9 protein-coding genes are annotated in these 18,019 nt (G+C 68.0%); 7 read left to right on the top strand and 2 right to left on the bottom strand.

Features of this window, described 5'->3' with window-relative positions; translation table 11 throughout:
• Nucleotides 1–71: 71 nt before the first annotated feature.
• Nucleotides 72–4,685: an NAD-glutamate dehydrogenase domain-containing protein gene (locus ASE58_RS15480; protein WP_055823202.1), complete on the top strand. Its 4,614-nt coding sequence runs from the start codon at nucleotides 72–74 to the stop codon at nucleotides 4,683–4,685.
• A gap of 65 nt (nucleotides 4,686–4,750) precedes the next feature.
• Here ASE58_RS15480 and ASE58_RS15475 read toward each other — a convergent pair whose 3' ends face one another.
• On the bottom strand, nucleotides 4,751–6,349 hold the full coding sequence (locus ASE58_RS15475) for an alpha-L-fucosidase (protein ID WP_055823199.1): 1,599 nt from the start codon (nucleotides 6,347–6,349) through the stop codon (nucleotides 4,751–4,753).
• A gap of 156 nt (nucleotides 6,350–6,505) precedes the next feature.
• On the opposite strand from ASE58_RS15475, the gene ASE58_RS15470 reads away from it, so the two are divergent.
• The 4 genes from ASE58_RS15470 to ASE58_RS15455 all read left to right on the top strand — a co-directional run bounded on the left by ASE58_RS15470 (nucleotide 6,506) and on the right by ASE58_RS15455 (nucleotide 12,584).
• The gene (locus ASE58_RS15470) at nucleotides 6,506–8,140 is read left to right on the top strand and encodes a DUF5597 domain-containing protein (protein WP_055823196.1); all 1,635 of its coding nucleotides are present in this window, start codon (nucleotides 6,506–6,508) and stop codon (nucleotides 8,138–8,140) included.
• Nucleotides 8,140–11,010, top strand: coding sequence for a glycoside hydrolase family 31 protein (locus ASE58_RS15465; protein ID WP_055823193.1), 2,871 nt, complete (start codon nucleotides 8,140–8,142; stop codon nucleotides 11,008–11,010). Before ASE58_RS15470 ends, ASE58_RS15465 begins: the two co-directional genes overlap by 1 nt.
• Before the next feature lie 55 nt (nucleotides 11,011–11,065).
• The gene (locus ASE58_RS15460; RefSeq protein WP_055823190.1) at nucleotides 11,066–12,118 is read left to right on the top strand and encodes an aldose epimerase family protein; all 1,053 of its coding nucleotides are present in this window, start codon (nucleotides 11,066–11,068) and stop codon (nucleotides 12,116–12,118) included.
• An 82-nt stretch (nucleotides 12,119–12,200) separates the two neighbouring features.
• The gene (locus ASE58_RS15455) at nucleotides 12,201–12,584 is read left to right on the top strand and encodes a hypothetical protein (protein WP_055823187.1); all 384 of its coding nucleotides are present in this window, start codon (nucleotides 12,201–12,203) and stop codon (nucleotides 12,582–12,584) included.
• 320 nt (nucleotides 12,585–12,904) lie between these two features.
• Here the strand turns inward: ASE58_RS15455 and ASE58_RS15450 are convergent, their stop codons facing one another.
• Entirely contained in the window at nucleotides 12,905–13,819 is a 915-nt protein-coding gene (locus ASE58_RS15450) for a TraB/GumN family protein (RefSeq protein WP_235511917.1), read from the bottom strand.
• A 169-nt stretch (nucleotides 13,820–13,988) separates the two neighbouring features.
• Between ASE58_RS15450 and ASE58_RS15445 the strand changes: the two genes are divergently transcribed.
• Both ASE58_RS15445 and ASE58_RS15440 read left to right on the top strand, forming a co-directional pair.
• The gene (locus ASE58_RS15445; RefSeq protein ID WP_082468108.1) at nucleotides 13,989–17,135 is read left to right on the top strand and encodes a helicase-related protein; all 3,147 of its coding nucleotides are present in this window, start codon (nucleotides 13,989–13,991) and stop codon (nucleotides 17,133–17,135) included.
• On the top strand, nucleotides 17,135–17,941 hold the full coding sequence (locus tag ASE58_RS15440) for an SDR family oxidoreductase (RefSeq protein WP_443024672.1): 807 nt from the start codon (nucleotides 17,135–17,137) through the stop codon (nucleotides 17,939–17,941). Before ASE58_RS15445 ends, ASE58_RS15440 begins: the two co-directional genes overlap by 1 nt.
• Nucleotides 17,942–18,019: the final 78 nt, after the last annotated feature.

Genomic DNA, 18,019 nt, shown 5'->3' with positions numbered 1-18,019 from the left:
CGCACTGCGACATTTTGTTCGCAACTGCCACAAGGGTTGAGCCTGTCGGCGAGGCAGCGCATAGCCCGCGCATGACACCGCAAAGCAAGCTCGCCCGCCCTCTGGAAACGCTGCTGGTCGACAGCGCCCTTCCCGGCGAAATCGAAGGTCTGGACGCCGCGGGGCGTGCCGATGCCGCGCAGTTCGTGGCGGCAACCGCCGCGCACCGTTCGCCCGGTACGGTCAGCGTCGCGCTGGAGACGCTGAACCGGGGCGAGCAGCGGCGGATGCGGCTGGCGGTTATCAACGACGACATGCCGTTCCTGGTCGATTCGATCGGCAGCACGATCGTCGCCCACGACATCGCGATCGACCGCATCCTGCATCCGGTGATCGCGGTCACCCGCGATCCGGCCGGCACGCTGACCGGCCTTGCCGGTGAAGGCCGCCGCGAATCGATGGTTTATATCGAGATGGAGCGGGCCGATGCGCGCGTCCGGCACGCACTGGTCGCCGAGATTGAGCGCAATCTGGAGCATGTCCGCGCCGCCGTCGCCGATTGGCGGGCGATGCAGGCGGCGATGCAGGCCGATGCCGCGCGGCTGACCGCGAGCGCCGACACCGCCGAGGATGCGGCGCTGCTCAACTGGTTCGTCGCCGGCAATCTGACGCAGCTGGCGCATGAACGCTGGTCGCGCGACGGCGTGGTCAGCGACCGGCTGGGCCTTTCGCGCGCGCGATTGGAAGTGCCGCTGTTGGCCGATGCGTCGCGCCAGCGCGCGATCGAGTGGTTCGATGCCGGCAATGTCCAACCGCTGCTGCTGAAATCCAACTGCATCTCGACGGTGCATCGTCGCGCGCCGGTCGACTTGGTGCTGGTGCCGATTCGCGAGGGCGACACGGTGACCGGCGTGTCGATCCATGGCGGATTGTGGACCAGTGCGGCGTTGCAGGCCGACCCGGCCGATGTGCCGGTGCTCCGCCGCAATCTGGCTGCGCTGCGCACGAAGTTCGGATTCGATCCGTCGGGCCATGCCGGCAAGGCGCTGAACCACGCGATTTCGACGCTGCCCCACGACCTGACCACCGCGTTCAATCCCGAATCGCTGGAGCAGCTGGCGCTGACCGCCATGTCGGTCGCCGACCGTCCGCGCTCGCGGCTGGTCCTGATCAAGTCGGCGCTCGGCCGGCACCTGTTCGCGTTCGTCTGGCTGGGCCGCGACGATGTGACGACGCAGCGGCGGCTGTCGATCGGCGACATGCTGGCGCAGGCGGCGAATGCGTCGATCCTCAACTGGTCGATCGCAATGGAGGATGGCGAGGCGGCGCTGATCCGCTACGTCCTCGACCTGCGCCAGGACGGGCGGATGCCGGATGCCGCCGATCTCGACCGGCGGATCGAACGCATGGTGCGCGGCTGGCGCCCGGCGGTCGAGGGTGCCTTGAGCGAGCTGGTGCCCGAGGGGGCGACGCGGATGGCGCTGCGCTTCGCCAACGCGTTCCCCGCCAATTACCGTAATTCGAACCAGCCCGAGGAAGCCGCGCGCGATATCGTGCGCGTCGCCGCGCTGACCGATGCCACGTCGCGATCGGTGCGGATCGTGTCCGAAGGCGGCGACCGGATGCGGATCAAGGTCTATCGTCGTGGCGGCGCGCTGGCGCTGTCCGATGCGGTGCCGGTGTTCGAACATTTCGGCTTCCGCGTGGTCGAGGAATTGCCGACCCGGCTGGAGGATGACGAAAAGAGCTTCATCCACGATTTCGAGGTCGCGGTCGCATCCGGCACCGCGCCCAAGTTCGACGTGGCCACCGTCGAGCGCGCGATCGAGGCGGTGCTGGAAAACCGGGCGGAGAACGATGCGTTCAACCGCCTGACCGTCGAGGCGGGGATCGCGCCCGCCGCCGTCGTGCTGCTGCGCGCGTGGTTCCGCTATCTGCGCCAGACGGGGGTAAGCTACAGCCTGGCGACCGTGGTCGATGCGCTGCGCCGTGCGCCGGGCGTCGCGACCGCGCTGATCGACCGGTTCAATGCCGCGCACGATCCGGCGCGCACCGACCGGGAGGCGGGGATCGCCGCCGCCGATGCCGCGATCGAAGCGGGCCTCGATGCCGTGTCGGCAATCGACGACGACCGTATCCTGCGCAGCTATCGCGGCGTGGTCGCCGCAACGCTGCGCACCAACGCCTTTGCCCCCGCCGCGCAGGAAGCACTGGCGTTCAAGATGGACAGCGCAAAGGTACCGGGGCTGCCCAAGCCGCTGCCGTGGCGCGAGGTGTTCGTCTACAGCCCCCGCGTGGAGGGCATCCACCTGCGCGCCGGACCAGTGGCGCGCGGCGGCCTGCGCTGGTCCGACCGGCGCGATGATTTCCGCACCGAAATCCTGGGGCTGATGAAGGCGCAGCGCGTCAAGAACGCCGTCATCGTGCCGACCGGCGCGAAAGGCGGCTTCTACCCCAAGCAGCTGCCGTCGCCGTCGAACCGCGATGCGTGGATTGCGGAAGGGACCGAGAGCTACCGCATCTTCATCCGGTCGCTGCTGTCGATCACCGACAATATCGTCGAGGGCAAGGTCGTCCATCCCGCCGGCGTCGTGATCCATGACGGCGAAGACCCCTATTTCGTGGTCGCCGCCGACAAGGGCACCGCGACGTTCAGCGACGTCGCCAACGCGCTGGCGCTGGAGCGCAAGTTCTGGCTGGGCGATGCGTTCGCGAGCGGTGGCAGCGTCGGCTACGACCATAAGGCGATGGGCATCACCGCCAAGGGCGCGTGGATTTCGGTGCAGCGCCATTTCCTCGAACTGGGCGTCGATGTGCAGACCCAGCCGATCGACGTGGTCGGCTGCGGCGACATGTCGGGCGACGTGTTCGGCAACGGCATGCTGTTGTCGAAGGCGATCCGGCTGAAGGCGGCGTTCGACCATCGCCACATCTTTCTCGACCCCGCGCCCGATGCGGCGGCAAGCTGGACCGAGCGCGACCGGCTGTTCCAGCTGCCGCGCTCCAGCTGGGCCGATTACGACCCGGCGCTGATTTCGGACGGCGGCGGCGTGTTCCCGCGCACCGCCAAGACGATCCCCTTAAGCGAACCGGTGCGGCAGATGCTGGGCGTGGCGGAGACGGAGATGGAGCCGACCGCGCTCATCTCCGCAATCCTGCGCGCGCCCGTCGACCTGATCTGGTTCGGCGGCATCGGCACCTATGTAAAGGATCGCAGCGAAAGCCATCTTGACGTCGGCGATCCGGCCAACGACCGTATCCGCGTCGATGCGCAGACCCTGCGCGCGAAAGCGATCGGCGAGGGCGCGAACCTGGGCGTGACGCAGGCCGCGCGCATCGCGTTCAGTGCCAATGGTGGCCGCATCAACACCGACTTCATCGACAATTCGGCGGGCGTCGATTGTTCGGATAACGAAGTGAACATCAAGATCGCACTGAACCGCGAGGTGATCGAGGGGCGGCTGGCGATCGACGATCGCAACGCGCTGCTGGCGCGGATGACCGATGACGTCGCGCATCTGGTGTTGGAGGATAACCGGCTCCAGACGCTGGCGCTGTCGGTGATGGAGAATGACGGACCGGTCGCGGTGCCGAGCTATGTCCGCGTGATCGAGATGCTGGAAGCCGCCGGCAAGCTCGACCGCGTGGTCGAGGGGCTGAGCGCCAACGACGATTATGTCCGGCGCGCACAGGACGGGCGCGGGCTGACCCGGCCCGAACTGGCGGTGCTGCTCGCCAGCGTGAAGCTGGCGTTGCAGGAGGCGATCGAGCACGCCCCGCTGGCGAACGATCCCGACATGGCGGGCGACCTGCTGGCGGCCTTCCCAAAGGAGATGCAGGAGACGCAGAAACAGGCGATCCTCGACCACCGGCTGCGCGGCGAGATCGTCGCGACGAAGCTCGCCAACCGCATCGTCAACCGGCTGGGCGTGCTGCACGTCTTCGAACTGGCGGAGGAAGAGGGCGAGGCGCTGGCCGATATCGCGGCGATGTTCGTCGCGGCCGAACGGCTGTTCGACATCGACGCGCTCTACGACCGGATCGAGGGTGCCGATATTTCGGAACGCGCGCGCATCGCGTTGCTCGACGAAGTGGCGGTGGGCGTCCGGTCGCAGATCGCCGATCTGCTGCGCGCCTTCCCGGCCGGCACGACCCCGGCGAATGCCGTCGCGCATCTGCAAAAGGGGGTGGCGAGCCTTGCCGGGCAGACCAGCTCGCTGCTCCGCGCGGAAGCGGCGCAGCAGCGCGACCGGATCGCGGGCATCCTGCAGGATGCCGGCGCGCCGCAGGATCTGGCGGGGCAGGTCGTGCGCCTGTTCGAGATGGACGGGGCGGTCGGTCTCGCCGATCTGGGCCGTCGCCTGAAGCTCGACGAAACCAAGCTCACGCTCGCCTTCACCCATCTCGGCTTCGCGCTGGGGCTCGACTGGGCGCAGGCGGTGGCCGCGCGCATCCAGACCGGCGATCCGTGGGAGCGGCTGCTGATCGCCGGCCTCGCGCGCGATTTCCAGCAGCTGCGCTTCGAGTTCCTGAACCGCAATGCCGGCAAGGACCCGCAGGCGGCGGTGGAGAAATGGCTGGAGGCGAACCGCGACCGCGTGGCGCAGTTCGCGGCGCTGGTCCACCGCGCACGACAGGCCCCGGTGGCGAGCGCGGCGATGCTGGCGCAGATCGCCGGACAGGCGCGGGTGTTGCTGGCGCGGTAGGCTCGCCCTCGTCGTATCCCCGCGCAGGCGGGGATACGGTTTCTAGCAGGGGCTGGGGCAGGGCGTTAGACCAGCCCCGGCCCCTCCAGCCGCACCACCGGCAGCATCGCGCCGGCTGGCGCGGGCGGCAGGGTCAGCGTTAGCCCCGCCGCCGTCCGCTGCATCTTCACGCTCCCCCCGCCGAGCAGCGTCGCCCGCTCGATCCGGCCGCCCGCGCGGTCGCCCAGCGCCGCGATCGTCACCGGGGCATCGGGCCATCCGAGGAAGATCGCGTTCAGCGCCCCGTCGCCGGTCGTAAAGCGCACGTCGCGCGCGCCCAATTTGTCGACCTGCGCTTCGTTGAACATGCCGCCCGCCAGGTCGGTCGGCCCTTCGCCGAACATCCGCCACGGCCGGGTGCCATAGATCGCCGATCCGTTGACGCGCAGCCATGCGCCGATCTGGTCGACGATGCGCTCTTCCTCGCTGTCGATCGATCCGTCGCCGCGCACCGGCACCGACAGCAGCAGATTGCCGTTCTTCGACACCGTGTCGGCCAGCCGCTGCAACACGGCGCGGGCGGGGACATAGTCGCGGTCGTTGAAGCGGCGGCGGTTGTAATGCCATTCGCCGATGCAGGTGCAGGTCTGCCACGGCTCGCTGCGCAACCGGTCGGAAAAGCCGCGTTCGATATCCTCGACCAGCGCCTGCCGCTGGAACGCGGTCAGCTGCTTGGCGGTCAGCACGACATCGGCGCGCCCGGTGCGCTGTGCTGCATGGTTGTAGAAATGGGCGATCGCCTCCAGCCCGACGGGTCCGAACGGCACGCCGAAATCGTCGAAATAGACGAGATCGGGGTCGTAGCGCTCGACCAGCGTTTTCTGGCGCGCCAGCCAGTTGGTGACGAAGCGCGGATTGGCGGCGGGGGCGAATTCCATCCACCGCCCGCTGGTCGCCCCGGCCCACGCGTCCATCTGCGCCTTGGTCGTGAAGCCGTCGGGCGCGGCCAGCGTCTCGCCGGTATAAAGCTCCTGCGGATCGAGCCCGTCCCACCATTTGCCTGCGCCATCGGCCTTGGTCAGTCGGGCGGCGTCATAGCGCTGTCCGGCGCGCGGCCCTTCGGGATCATAGTTGTACGCGACCTGATACCAGTGCCACGCATGGCTGCTATGATTGCTGACGCCGAAGCGCAGCCCCTCCGCCCGCGCCGCGTCGCGCCAGCCGGCAACGATGTCGCGCTTCGGGCCGACGCGGGTGCTGTTCCAGGGATGCGGGCTGTCGAACAGGTCGAAATTGTCGTGGTGGCACGCCATGCCGACGAAATAGCGCGCGCCCGCCGCCTTGTAGCGTTTGACCAGTGCCGCCGGGTCCCAGCGCTCGGCGCGCCAGGTGCCGATGATGTCGAGGAAGCCGGTATCGGCGGGATGGCCGTATTTCTGGAGATGCAGGTCGTACGGCCCGCGCCCCTGTTCGTACATCTGGCGCGCATACCAGTCGCCGGCCTCCGGCACGCATTGCGGCCCCCAATGCGCCCAGATGCCGAACTTCGCATCGCGGAACCATTCGGGTACGGCATAGCCATCGGCCAGCGACGACCAGTTGGCGGAAAGCGGCGCGGCGCGGGCCGCGACCGGCCCGGCGGCGGCGAGGGCGGCAGTGCCGCGCAGGAATTGGCGTCGTTCCATGGACTATCCTCCCAGGCTGCGGCCGGTTGTCCCGGTTCGCATCGCGCCATGATAGCGCTATGAACCAATTGTATGACATACAAATCGCGCGTAAAGAGGGCGTGACAACGCTGTCGGCTCTGACGATCAACGACAGGACGAATCAGGAGAGGCGATATGGCGGCGTGGCGCGGATGGGCGATGGCGGGGGCGGCGCTGGCGATGGTGGCCGGATCGGTCGCTGATGCCCGGCCGGGCGATGCGCCCGTGCTGGTGCGTAAAGATGGTCGCCACGCGCTGATGGTCGATGGCGCGCCGTTCCTGATGTTGGGCGTACAGGCCAATAATTCCAGCAACTATCCCGACATGCTGGCGCAGGTCTGGCCGATGGTCGAACGGCTACACGCCAACACGCTGGAAATCCCGGTGGCATGGGAACAGATCGAACCGGTCGAGGGGAAGTTCGACTTCAGCTATCTCGACGCACTGTTGCCGCAGGCGCGCCAGCACGGTGTGAAGCTGGTGCTGCTGTGGTTCGGGACGTGGAAGAACACGTCGCCGGGCTATGTCCCCGCCTGGGTCAAGACGAACAACGCCCGCTTTCCCCGGATGCGGACCAGGGAGGGCAAGACGCATTACGCGCTGTCGCCGCATGGGCAGGCGACGTTCGAGGCGGACAAGAAGGCGTTCGTCGCGCTGATGCGCTACCTGAAGGACCACGACCCCGACCACAGCGTCATCATGGTCCAGCCGGAGAACGAGACTGGCGTGTACCAGCAGGCGCGCGACTATTCGCCCGAGGCGAACCGCCTGTTCGCGGGCGATGTGCCGTCCGAACTGGCGAAGGCGACCGGCAAGCGCGGCAGCTGGACGGCGGTCTATGGCGACAATGCCGAACCGGCGTTCAACGCCTGGTACACCGCGCGTTACATCGACGGACTCGCCGCGGCGGGGAAGGCGGTGTGGAAGCTGCCAATGTATGTCAACGCGGCGGTCGGCGGACCCTTCGCCCCGCCGGGCAAGTCGGGTGGGGCGAGCGGCGGTCCCGACTGGCAGGTGATCGATGTGTGGAAGGCGGCAGCGCCCAACATCGATGCGGTCGCGCCCGACCTCTATACCCGCAATGCCAAGGACTATCTGAAATTCCTCGAGCATTATGCGCGGCCGGATAATCCGCTGATGGTCCCCGAAACCGGTAACGCCGCCGATTTCGCCCGCTTCCTGTGGCCGACGATCGGGCGCGGCGGCATCGGCTGGGCACCGTTCGGCATGGATGCCACCGGGTACAACAACTACCCGCTGGGCGCGGTGACGCTGGACAATGCAACGCTGGAAGCGTTCGCGAGCAAATACCGGTTCCTTAAACCCATGGCGCGCGGCTGGGCGACGCTGGCGTTCCAGCATCCCGGCTGGGGCACGGCCAAGGGCGCGCCGGACGCGGAGCAGGCAAAGGTCATGGGCCGGTGGCGCGTGTCGGCCAAATATGGCGAATGGCAGTTCGGGTCGATGGATTCGCCGTGGCTGAAGGCCGAACCGCCCGCCGCTGCCGCGCAGCCGGTCGGCGGGGCCGCCGTCCTGCAACTGGCGCCCGACCAGTTCCTCGTCACCGGCACCGATGTCCGCGTCTCGTTCGACGTCGCCGACAAGGCGCAGGGCGATACCGCGATGCTCATCAAGGTCGAGGAAGGCACCCTCAACGATGACGGCAGCTTCCGCGCGCGTCGGGTGATGAACGGCGACCAGACCGATTATGGATTGAACTTTACCGCCCAGCCGATGCTGCTGCGCGTGACGATGGGAACGTATCGCTGATGAAGACGCTTCGCTGGACGCTGTTGTCGCTGGCCCTCTCGGCCTCGTTCCCGGCGCTCGCCGCCGATGTGGCGAAGGTGCCGGGCGGCGTCGTCGTCACCCCCGATGCGGGACCTGCCAAGCGGGTCCGGGTGCTGGTGTACGGCCCCGATCGCTTCCGCGTGACGGCGGTGCCCGACGCACAGCTCGACACGCCCGACAGCCTGATGGTGACCGCGAAGCCGGCGGGCGACTTCACCGTCAGCCAGACCCGCAACGCCGTGATGGTAAAGACGGCGGGCGGATCGGCCGAGATCGACCTCGACGACGGGCAGGTGCGCTTCCGTGACGCGGCCGGCAAGCTGACGCTGGAGGAAGCATCGCGCGCCGGTTTCACCCCCGTCACCGCCGGTGGCGAGAAATTCGTGGCCGTCCGCCAGCAGTTCAATCGCGGCACCGACGAAGGCTTCTATGGCCTCGGCCAGCACCAGAACCGGCAGATGAACTATAATGGCGAGGACGTCGAACTCGCCCAGCACAATATGGACATCGGCATCCCCTTCGTCGTGTCGACGAAGAATTACGGCGTGCTGTGGGACAACAACGGCATCACCCGCTTCGGCAATCCGCAGGCGTACCGGCTGGTCGGCGACGGCATGAAGGTGATGTCGGGCGGCAAGCCCGGCTGGCAGGCGCAATATTATCTGGGCGACAAGCTGGCGGTGACGCGCACCGAACCCACGATCAACTATCAGTTCATCAAGGACCAGGCGAACTGGCCGGCAGCGGCCAAGGCGCAGACGGTCGCGGCAACCACCGGGCAGAACACCGCCGGCAATGCGGTGCAGACGCAGAAGGTCGTGTGGACCGGCACCGTCATGCCGACGGCAACCGGCGTCCAGAAATTCCGCCTCTATTCGTCGAGCTATGTGAAGGTCTTCGTCGACGGGAAAGAGGTGCTGAACCGCTGGCGGCAGAACTGGAACCCGTGGTTCCACAATTTCGACCTGCCGATGACCGCCGGCAAGGCCGCCGAGGTCCGGATCGAATGGGAGCCGAACGCCGGCTATATCGCGCTCTACCAGAACGATCCGTTGCCGACAGCCGACCGCCATTCGCTGTGGTGGTCGTCCGACGTCGCCCATGCGCTCGACTATTACTATGTCGGGGGCAAGAATATGGACGGCGTGATCGCCGGCTATCGCGCGCTGACCGGCAAGGCGGCGCTGATGCCGCGCTGGGCCTACGGCTTCTGGCAGAGCCGCCAGCGCTACAACACCCAGGACGAACTGCTGGGCGTGGTCCGCGAATATCGCAAGCGCGGCCTGCCGATCGACAATATCGTGCAGGACTGGTTCTACTGGCCCGAAGACCAGTGGGGCTGCCACTGCTTCGACCCGAAACGCTTCCCCAAGCCGCAGCAGATGGTCGACGAACTGCATGCCTCCGACGCGCGGATCATGATTTCGGTGTGGCCGAAATTCTACCCCAACACCAAGAATGCGCAGGAACTGGCGGCCAAGGGCTATCTGTATCAGGGCAACCTGATCGCCAAGGAACGCGACTGGGTCGGCAAGGGCTATCTCAATACCGATTACGATCCGTACGCCGCGCAAGCGCGCGCGATCTATTTCCGGCAGATGAAGGAGGCGTTGGTCGACAAGGGCTTCGACGCATGGTGGATGGACGCGACCGAGCCGGACATCCATTCGAACCTGTCGATCGAACAGCGCATGGACCGGATGGGTCCGACCGCACAGGGACCGGCGCAGGAATTCTTCAACAGCTATCCGCTGGTCCATGCCGAGGGCGTGGCCGACGGCCTGCGTATGGCGAAGCCCGATGTGCGCCCGTTCATCCTGACCCGTTCGGGCTATGGCGGTATCCAGCGCGCCAGTGCCGCGCTCTGGTCGGGCGACGTCGCGTCGCGCTGGGACGATCTGCGCGACCAGATTTCGGCGGGCGTGAACCTGTCGATGTCGGGCATCCCCAACTGGACGCACGATATCGGCGGCTTCGCGGTCGAGGATCGCTACAGCAAGAAGGACCCGGCGCATCTGGCCGAATGGAAGGAACTGAACCTGCGCTGGTTCCAGTTCGGCGCATTCAGCCCGCTGTTCCGCAGCCATGGCGAAACGCCGTTCCGCGAAATCTACGAACTCGGCGCCAGCGATCCGGCGTTGTATCAGGCGCTCGGCAACTATGATCGCCTGCGCTACCGGCTGCTGCCCTACATCCTGTCGCTGGCGGCCGAGAACTGGCACCGCGACGGCACGATGATGCGCGGGCTGGTGATGGACTTCGCCGCCGATCGCAAGACCTGGGGCATCGACGACGAATATATGTTCGGATCGGCGTTCCTGGTCGCCCCCGTCACCCAGTTCGGCGCGCGCAGCCGGCAGGTCTATCTGCCCGCCGGGGCCGACTGGTACGACTTCGCGACCGGCGCGTATCAGAAGGGCGGCCGGACGATCACCGCCGCCGCGCCGCTCGCCACCATGCCGCTCTATGTCCGTGCCGGATCGATCGTGCCGACCGGCGCGGCGGTGCAATCGACCGCCGAACAGCCCGACGGGCCGTATGTGCTGCACGTCTTCACCGGCAAGGACGGCGCGTATACGCTGTTCGAGGATGACGGCCTGTCCGAAGGATACCGCAAGGGCCAGTCGGCGCAGGTTCCGGTGACGTGGAACGAGGCAACGAAGACGCTCACCATCGGTGCGCGACAGGGCAGCTTCCCCGGCATGGTCGCACAGCGCGCGATGTCGGTGCGGTTCCATAGCCCAGGCAAGGCCGTCGCGCCGGACTTCGCCGATAACAAGGCGACGACGTTCGTCTACGACGGGCGGGCGGTTACCGTGCCGCTGTCGGGGCGGCCGCAGACGAAGTAAGCCCGTTCGTCATTCCCGCGCAGGCGGGAATGACGATGGGTCGGGGAAGAATGGCATGATCGAAGCGAAACAAATCCCCTTCGGCACGCTGGACGGTGCCCCCTTCGAGGCGATCGACCTCACCGCTGGCGCCCTGTCCGCGCGCATCCTGCCGCTGGGCGCAACGCTCCAGTCGCTCCACGTGCCCGATCGCGACGGCGTTACGGCCGATATCGTGCTGGGGTTCGACGACGTGCAATCCTATCGCGACCGGCCGTCATGGTTCGGGGTGACGGTCGGCCGCTATGCCAACCGCATCGCGAACGGCCGGTTCACCCTCGACGGCACGACCTATACCCTCGAAACCAACAATGCCCCCAACCACCTGCACGGCGGATCGGACGGGTTCGACCAGCGGCTATGGGACGTGGCGGAGGTCGGGCAGGATGACGACGCGGCGTGGGTCCGCCTGACGCTGACCAGTCCCGACGGCGATGCCGGCTATCCCGGCACGCTGCACGCCAGCGCGACCTATACGCTGACGCCCGATGCGCTCACCATCGCCTATGCCGCGACCAGCGATGCGCCGACCGTCGTCAACCTGACCAACCACGCCTTTTTCGACCTGGGTGGGCAGGGGGAGGCGATGCGCCACCTGCTGACGATCGAGGCCGATCAGTTCCTGCCCGTCGACGCCACCTCGATCCCGACCGGCGAACGCCGCGCGGTGGCCGGTACCCCGTTCGATTTCCGCGAGGCGCAGGCGATCGGCGCGCGGGTACGCGATGGGCGCGACGAACAGATCGCGATCGGCCGCGGCTATGACCATAATTTCATCCTGCGCGGGGAACCGGGCGTGCTGCGCCCGGCGGCGGTGCTGACCGATCCGGCGTCGGGGCGGGTGATGGCGCTGTCGGTCACCGCGCCCGGACTACAACTCTATGCCGGTAATTTCCTGAGCGGCGGGGAAGCGGGCAAGGGCGGGCGGCTGTACCGACAGGGCGATGCCGTCTGCCTCGAACCGCAGGCATGGCCCGACACGCCCAACCGCAACGATTTTCCCTCCGCGCGGCTCGATCCCGGTCGATGCTGGGAAAGCACGATGCGTTTCGTCTTCGACGTTACGTAACGAACGATTGCTATGCCGCGTGACGGTTGCGCGGCGCACAACCCGCCTTGACGAAATCGGTTGCATTTGCGAACGCCACCCTATGAAGCACCCCCTTCTCCTCGCCGCCACTGCCGCGGCCTTCGCCCTTTCGGCCTGCGGTCAGCAGCAGCCGGAACAGCTCGACACCCGCGCGCCCGATCCGCTGGCATCGCAGCTCGCCAACCGCGCGCCGGTCGAACTGCCGCCGCCCGTCAAGGCGAGCGTGACGTTCCGCTGCAAGGACAACAGCCTCGTCTATATCGACTTCTTCGAAGGCGACACCCAGGCCAATTTCCGCGCGAAGCAGGATGCGGTGCCCGTCCGCCTGAAGGCTGCCGAAAAGGGCAAGCCGCTGACCGCCGAGGGTGGCTACAGCCTGACCGGCACGCCGAAGAGCGTCACCCTGACCCAGCCGGGCAAGGGCGCACAGACCTGCAACGCCTGATCCGATTGCCGATGACGACCACCTTCCGGGTCGCCATCGTTTGACAGACTGACGGCCGGCGGAGCGATCCGCCGGCCGTTTCTTTTTGGGAGGGCTTCCTCCGAAGCTGTCGTCACCCCGGACTCGATCCGGGGTGACGCTTCTTCTTCTGCCGTCGCGGTGAGAAAGCGGGACCCCGGATCAAGTCCGGGGTGACGGAGTGTTTGGCTAAGTCGCCATCCACCAACCACGTCACCCGCCAGCGTTACTCGCGGCGGCTAGAAGCCAGCCAGCACAGGGGTGACGCACCCGGCCGGCCTGATGTCCGTGGCGGTCAGCCCTCAATACTTCACCCGCGTCGCGCGCAGCTTGTAGCGCTTCAGCGCGTCCTGCACGCTGCCGCTGCCTGCCAGATGGCCCGCGCCGACCGCGACGAAGACCGTGCCCGGCCGCTTCATCCGTTCTTCGATCCACTTGGCCCAACGGGCGTTGCGATCGGTCAGCAGCACGCGCTTGAGTTCGGGGGAGACGGTCATCTCCTCGTTCATCGTCGCCGCCAGCGCGTCGGGATCGCCGCGCCGCCACTGGTCGACCATCTTGTTGATCGCGTCACCGGCGGTCGGCAGTTCCTTGATCGTCTCGGTCAGGAAGGTGACCTGCGCCGCATCCGACAGCGAATCGAAGAATCCGAACTGCTGGTCGAGCGTTTCTAGGCCGCTGACCGGCTTACCCGCTTCCTTCGCCGCCTGCGAAATCGTCCGCTCCGCGCCGCTTTCCGGGTCGTATCCCTGCTTCTGCAGCGTCAGCAGCGTCAGCGTCGATGCCGCGAACCACGGGTCGAGCTGTTCCAGCGCGCCCGACGGCAGGCCGGCATCGGCCACCGCCTTGGCATAGAGCGGGCGTTCGGCGGCGGGCAGCTTTTCGCTGAGCTTCGGGCCGGTGACATTTACCGCCGACTTCATCACCGCCGCCTGCGCCTGTTCGGGCGTCGGCATCGGGATTTCCAGCACGACCTCGCCCGATTTGTCGAATGCGGTCTTCACCGCTTCGTCAAACCACGACAGGCCCGGTTTCAGGACGTGGATCGTCCCGAACAGATAGATGGTCGTGTCCTTGTCCTTGACCACCCACAGCGCCGGATCGGCCTCGCCCGCCGGCAGGTCCGCCACCGCCGGCTTGGGTGCGCTCTGGGCCCAGGCCGGGGCTGCGGTCATCAACGTGAATGCGGCGGCGAAACGCAGCAGGATCGAGGACATTATCGTCTCCATGGCGCCGGGCAGGCCCGGCAATCGCCCCGTCATAGCAGCGCGGCCGAATCCGCAACAGGCAATTTGCCGTTCATCGATAACCCCGGAACGTCCGCGCATCGCGCTTCGTTGATGGCATCTACACCCCTGTTTTCAGGGCCTTGCCGGGAATTCCGCGATGTCGAACGCCTCCGCCCCCGATCGATCCGAACCGGGGGCGGCGCGGATCGCGATCGGCCCGCTTGCCGCGGCACTGGCGGGGGAGGTCGCGGCGGGATCGATCCTGTTCATCGCATCGGACGAGCTACGCGCGGCGGCGCTGGCCGATGTGCTTGCCGCCTTCGTGCCGGGAACGATGGTCGTCCATCTGCCTGCCAGCGACGCGCTGCCCGGCGACGATGCGCCGGCCTCGCCCGGCAATGCCGGCGCGCGGGTCGCGGCGCTCCGGCGGTTGCGGATCGCGCAGGGCGAGGGGCATCCGGTCGCGTGCATCACCACGCCCGAGGCGACGGCGCTGCGCATCGCCCCGCCGACCGACTTCGATGCCGCGCCGCCGGTGCTGCGGATCGGCGATGCGATCGACCTGACGGACTTTGCCGACCGCGCCGAAATGCTCGGCTATGTCCGCGACGACCGGGTGGACGAACCGGGCGAGGTCGCGGTGCGCGGCAGCGTGATCGACATTTTTCCCGCCGATGCCGGGCAACCGATCCGGGTCACCGTCGAGGACGATCGCATCGCATCGATCCGCAGCTATGATCCGGTGACCCAGCGCGGCGATGCCGACCTGTCCGACGTCACCATCGGTCGCGCGGCGGAGCCTGCGGTGGGGAAGGGCGCGATGCTCCTCGACCATCTGCCCGATGCGGCGGTGGCGATGGACGGCGATGCGCCGGCACGGCGTGCCCGCTTCCTTGATCTGGCGCAGGACGCGACCCGCCGCCGCCGGCGCGATGCGGCGGCGCTGGTCGATACCGCGACGTGGGACCGGATGCTGGCAAAGCGGCGGCAGCTGCCCCTTCCCGAAACGGCGGAGGAGCCGCCACGCTTCGTCACCGCCCGTGCTCCTGCCCGCGCCTTCGGCAAATTCGCGCGCGAGGTGCTGGCGGAGGGCCGGCTGGTGCTGGCCGGAAGTCCCCGCGACCTGCGGTTCCTGCGCAAGAAGCTGGCAAAGCTCGCCCGCACCGAACCGGTGACGATCACGTCGTGGGACGAGGCGTTGCAGGCACAACCCGGCACCGCAATGCTGCTCGCCGCGCCGCTCGACCGCGGGTTCGTGGGACAGGGCGTGACGGTGGTGACCGGCGGCGACCTGCTGGGCGGACGCGCGCGGGGCGATGAATTGGTAGCGGCCAGCACCAATCCGCTGTTCGCCGAGGCGGGTGAGCTGCGCATCGGCGACGTGATCGTGCACGAGGATTTCGGCATCGGCTGCATCGCCGGGCTGGAAGCCTTGCCGGGTAAGGCGGCGGGCGATGCGATCGTGCTGACCTATGCCAAGGGTGCGCGGCGGCTGGTGCCGGTGATGGAGGCCGACCGTATCTGGCGCTATGGCGCGGACGGCGATGCGGTGACGCTCGACGCGCTGGACGGGGCGAGCTGGCAGAAGCGGCGCGGCGCGATCGACGCGGCCATCGCCGACAGCGCGCGCGAACTGGCCGCGATCGCCGCAACCCGCGACCAGCAGCGCGTCGACCCGATCGAGGCCGATATCGCGGCCTATGAACGCTTCGCCGCCGGTTTTCCCTTCACCGAAACCCCCGATCAGGCGCGCGCCATCACCGCCGTCCGCGCCGATCTGGCGGCGGGCAAGCCCATGGACCGGCTGGTGATCGGCGATGTCGGCTATGGCAAGACCGAGGTGGCGCTGCGTGCCGCCGCCATCGCCGCGCTGTCCGGACGGCAGGTGGCGATCGCTGCGCCGACGACGGTACTGGTCCGCCAGCACGTCGAAACCTTCCGCCGCCGCTTCGACGGCACGGGGATCGAGGTCGCCGGCCTGTCGCGCCTGTCCGACGCGGCGGAGAAGAAGCGGGTGAAGGCCGGCCTTGCCGACGGGTCGATCGGCGTGGTCGTGGGGACACAGGCGGTGGCGGGCAAGGGCGTTGCCTATCGCGACCTCGCACTGGTCGTGATCGACGAGGAACAGCGCTTCGGCGCGAAGGACAAGGCGCGCCTGCGCGACCTTGCCGATCATGTGATGACGCTGTCCGCCACGCCGATCCCGCGCACGCTGCAAAGCGCGCTGATCGGGTTGCAGCAATTGTCGGTCCTCGCCACCCCGCCCGCGCGGCGCCAGCCGATCCGCACCGCCGTCGCCGATTTCGACGAGGTGACGGTGCGCACCGCGCTGCTGCGCGAACGCACGCGCGGCGGGCAGAGCTTCGTCGTCGTCCCCCGGATCGAGGATATCGCGCCGCTGGAGGCGCGGTTGCGCAAGCTGGCCCCCGAACTCGACCTGGTCGTTGCGCACGGCAAGATGCCGGCGGCGGAGATCGATGCGGCGATGGTCGGCTTCTCCCATGGCGACGGCGACGTGCTGCTGGCGACCAACATCATCGAGGCCGGGCTGGACGTGCCGCGCGCCAATACGATGATCGTCCATCATGCCGACCGGTTCGGCCTGTCGCAGCTGCACCAGCTGCGCGGGCGGGTCGGGCGCGGCGGGCGGCGCGGGCAGGTGCTGCTGCTGACCGATCCCGACCAGTCGATCGCCGAGGCGACGCTGAAGCGGCTGCGCACGTTGCAGGCGTTCGACCGGCTGGGCGCGGGGTTCGCGATCAGCGCCCGTGACCTCGACCTGCGCGGCGCGGGCGACCTGGTGGGCGAGGCGCAGGCCGGGCATATGAAGTTGATCGGCATCGACCTGTACCAGTATCTGCTCGGCCGGGCGCTGCGTGCCGAACGTGGCGAGGCGGTCGACCGGGTGGCGCCCGAACTGCATGTCGGCATCGCCGGCTGCCTGCCCGAACGCTGGATTCCCGAAGTGGAGGTGCGGCTGATGCTCTACGGCCGGCTGGCCCGGATCGAGGAAGAGGGCGCGCTGGACGCATTCGAGGAGGAGCTGGAGGACCGGTTCGGCGCGCTGCCCGACGAGGCACGGCTGCTGATCGAATTGGCGCGCGTCCGGTTGCTGGCGCGCGGCGCGGGCGTGGCGAAGGTCGACGCCGGCCCCGCCGCCATCGCGCTCACCCCGCAGCATCGTGGGGACGCGCCCAAGGGGCTGACCGAAAAGAAGGGCCGCTGGATCATGCCCACCCGGATCGACGATGCCGAGGAACGACTGGCCAAGGTCGGCGAAGTGCTGGAGGCGATGGCGGCGTAATGGCACTGGCGTCGCCGCCGATCCTGCCCGATGGTGCGGCCATGACGAAAGCGATCTTCATCACCGGCGGCGGGTCGGGCATCGGGCGCGCGGTGGCGCAATTGTTTGCAGGGCGCGGTTGGCGCATCGGCCTTGCTGATGTGAACGCCGCCGGGCTGGCCGAGACGGCGGCGTTGCTGCCGAACGGGGCGGCGACGTTCGTGTTCGACGTGACCGACCGCGCGGGCTGGGACGCGCCACTGGCGGCGTTCGCCGCAGCCAGCGGGATCGACGTGCTGTTCAACAACGCCGGCATCGCGTCGGGCGGGATTTTCGCCGAAATGACTCCGGACGCGATCGAGCGCACGATCGCGGTCAACCTGACCGGCGTCATCCATGGCGCGCACGCGGCGCATCGGTTCCTGAAGGCCAGTGGCGGGTGCCTGCTCAACACCGCATCGGCGGCGGGTATCTACGGGACGGCGGGCGCGGCGGTCTATTCGGCGACCAAGTTCGGGGTGCGCGGCGTGACCGAGGCACTGGACGGCGAATGGGCGGCGGACGGGATTCGCGTCCGGTCGCTGATGCCCGGCTTCATCGACACGCCGCTGCTCGACGCGTCGCTGGCCGGCACGAACTACAATGTCCGCCAGCAGGTCCGCGCTTCCGGGCTGGAGTTCACCCCTGTCGAGGTCGTGGCGCAGGCGGCATGGGACGCGGTGCGCGGCGATGCGATTCATACACCGGTCGGCCCGACGGCGAAGCGGATGCGCTTCGCTGCGCGCTGGATGCCGGGCAAGCTGCGGCAACAGATGCGGCGGCGGTAGGCGGCTCCAACCCTCTACCGTTCGTGCTGAGTAGGGGCTGAGCGAAGTCGAAGGGGCGTATCGAAGTACCTGGTCACG

Source organism: Sphingomonas sp. Leaf9 (assembly GCF_001421355.1).
Lineage (GTDB): Bacteria > Pseudomonadota > Alphaproteobacteria > Sphingomonadales > Sphingomonadaceae > Sphingomonas.
Note: the sequence above shows the minus strand (reverse complement) of the source record. Positions and strands in the feature narration are given on the sequence as shown.

Excerpts from the sequence above, each read along its gene's own strand:
- ASE58_RS15460 (WP_055823190.1), top strand. The coding sequence starts at position 11,066 with ATGATCGAAGCGAAACAAATCCCCTTCGGCACGCTGGACGGTGCCCCC.
- ASE58_RS15455 (WP_055823187.1), top strand. The coding sequence starts at position 12,201 with ATGAAGCACCCCCTTCTCCTCGCCGCCACTGCCGCGGCCTTCGCCCTT.
- ASE58_RS15445 (WP_082468108.1), top strand. The coding sequence starts at position 13,989 with ATGTCGAACGCCTCCGCCCCCGATCGATCCGAACCGGGGGCGGCGCGG.
- ASE58_RS15480 (WP_055823202.1), top strand. The coding sequence starts at position 72 with ATGACACCGCAAAGCAAGCTCGCCCGCCCTCTGGAAACGCTGCTGGTC.
- ASE58_RS15450 (WP_235511917.1), bottom strand. The coding sequence starts at position 13,819 with ATGTCCTCGATCCTGCTGCGTTTCGCCGCCGCATTCACGTTGATGACC.
- ASE58_RS15470 (WP_055823196.1), top strand. The coding sequence starts at position 6,506 with ATGGCGGCGTGGCGCGGATGGGCGATGGCGGGGGCGGCGCTGGCGATG.
- ASE58_RS15475 (WP_055823199.1), bottom strand. The coding sequence starts at position 6,349 with ATGGAACGACGCCAATTCCTGCGCGGCACTGCCGCCCTCGCCGCCGCC.
- ASE58_RS15465 (WP_055823193.1), top strand. The coding sequence starts at position 8,140 with ATGAAGACGCTTCGCTGGACGCTGTTGTCGCTGGCCCTCTCGGCCTCG.
- ASE58_RS15440 (WP_443024672.1), top strand. The coding sequence starts at position 17,135 with ATGGCACTGGCGTCGCCGCCGATCCTGCCCGATGGTGCGGCCATGACG.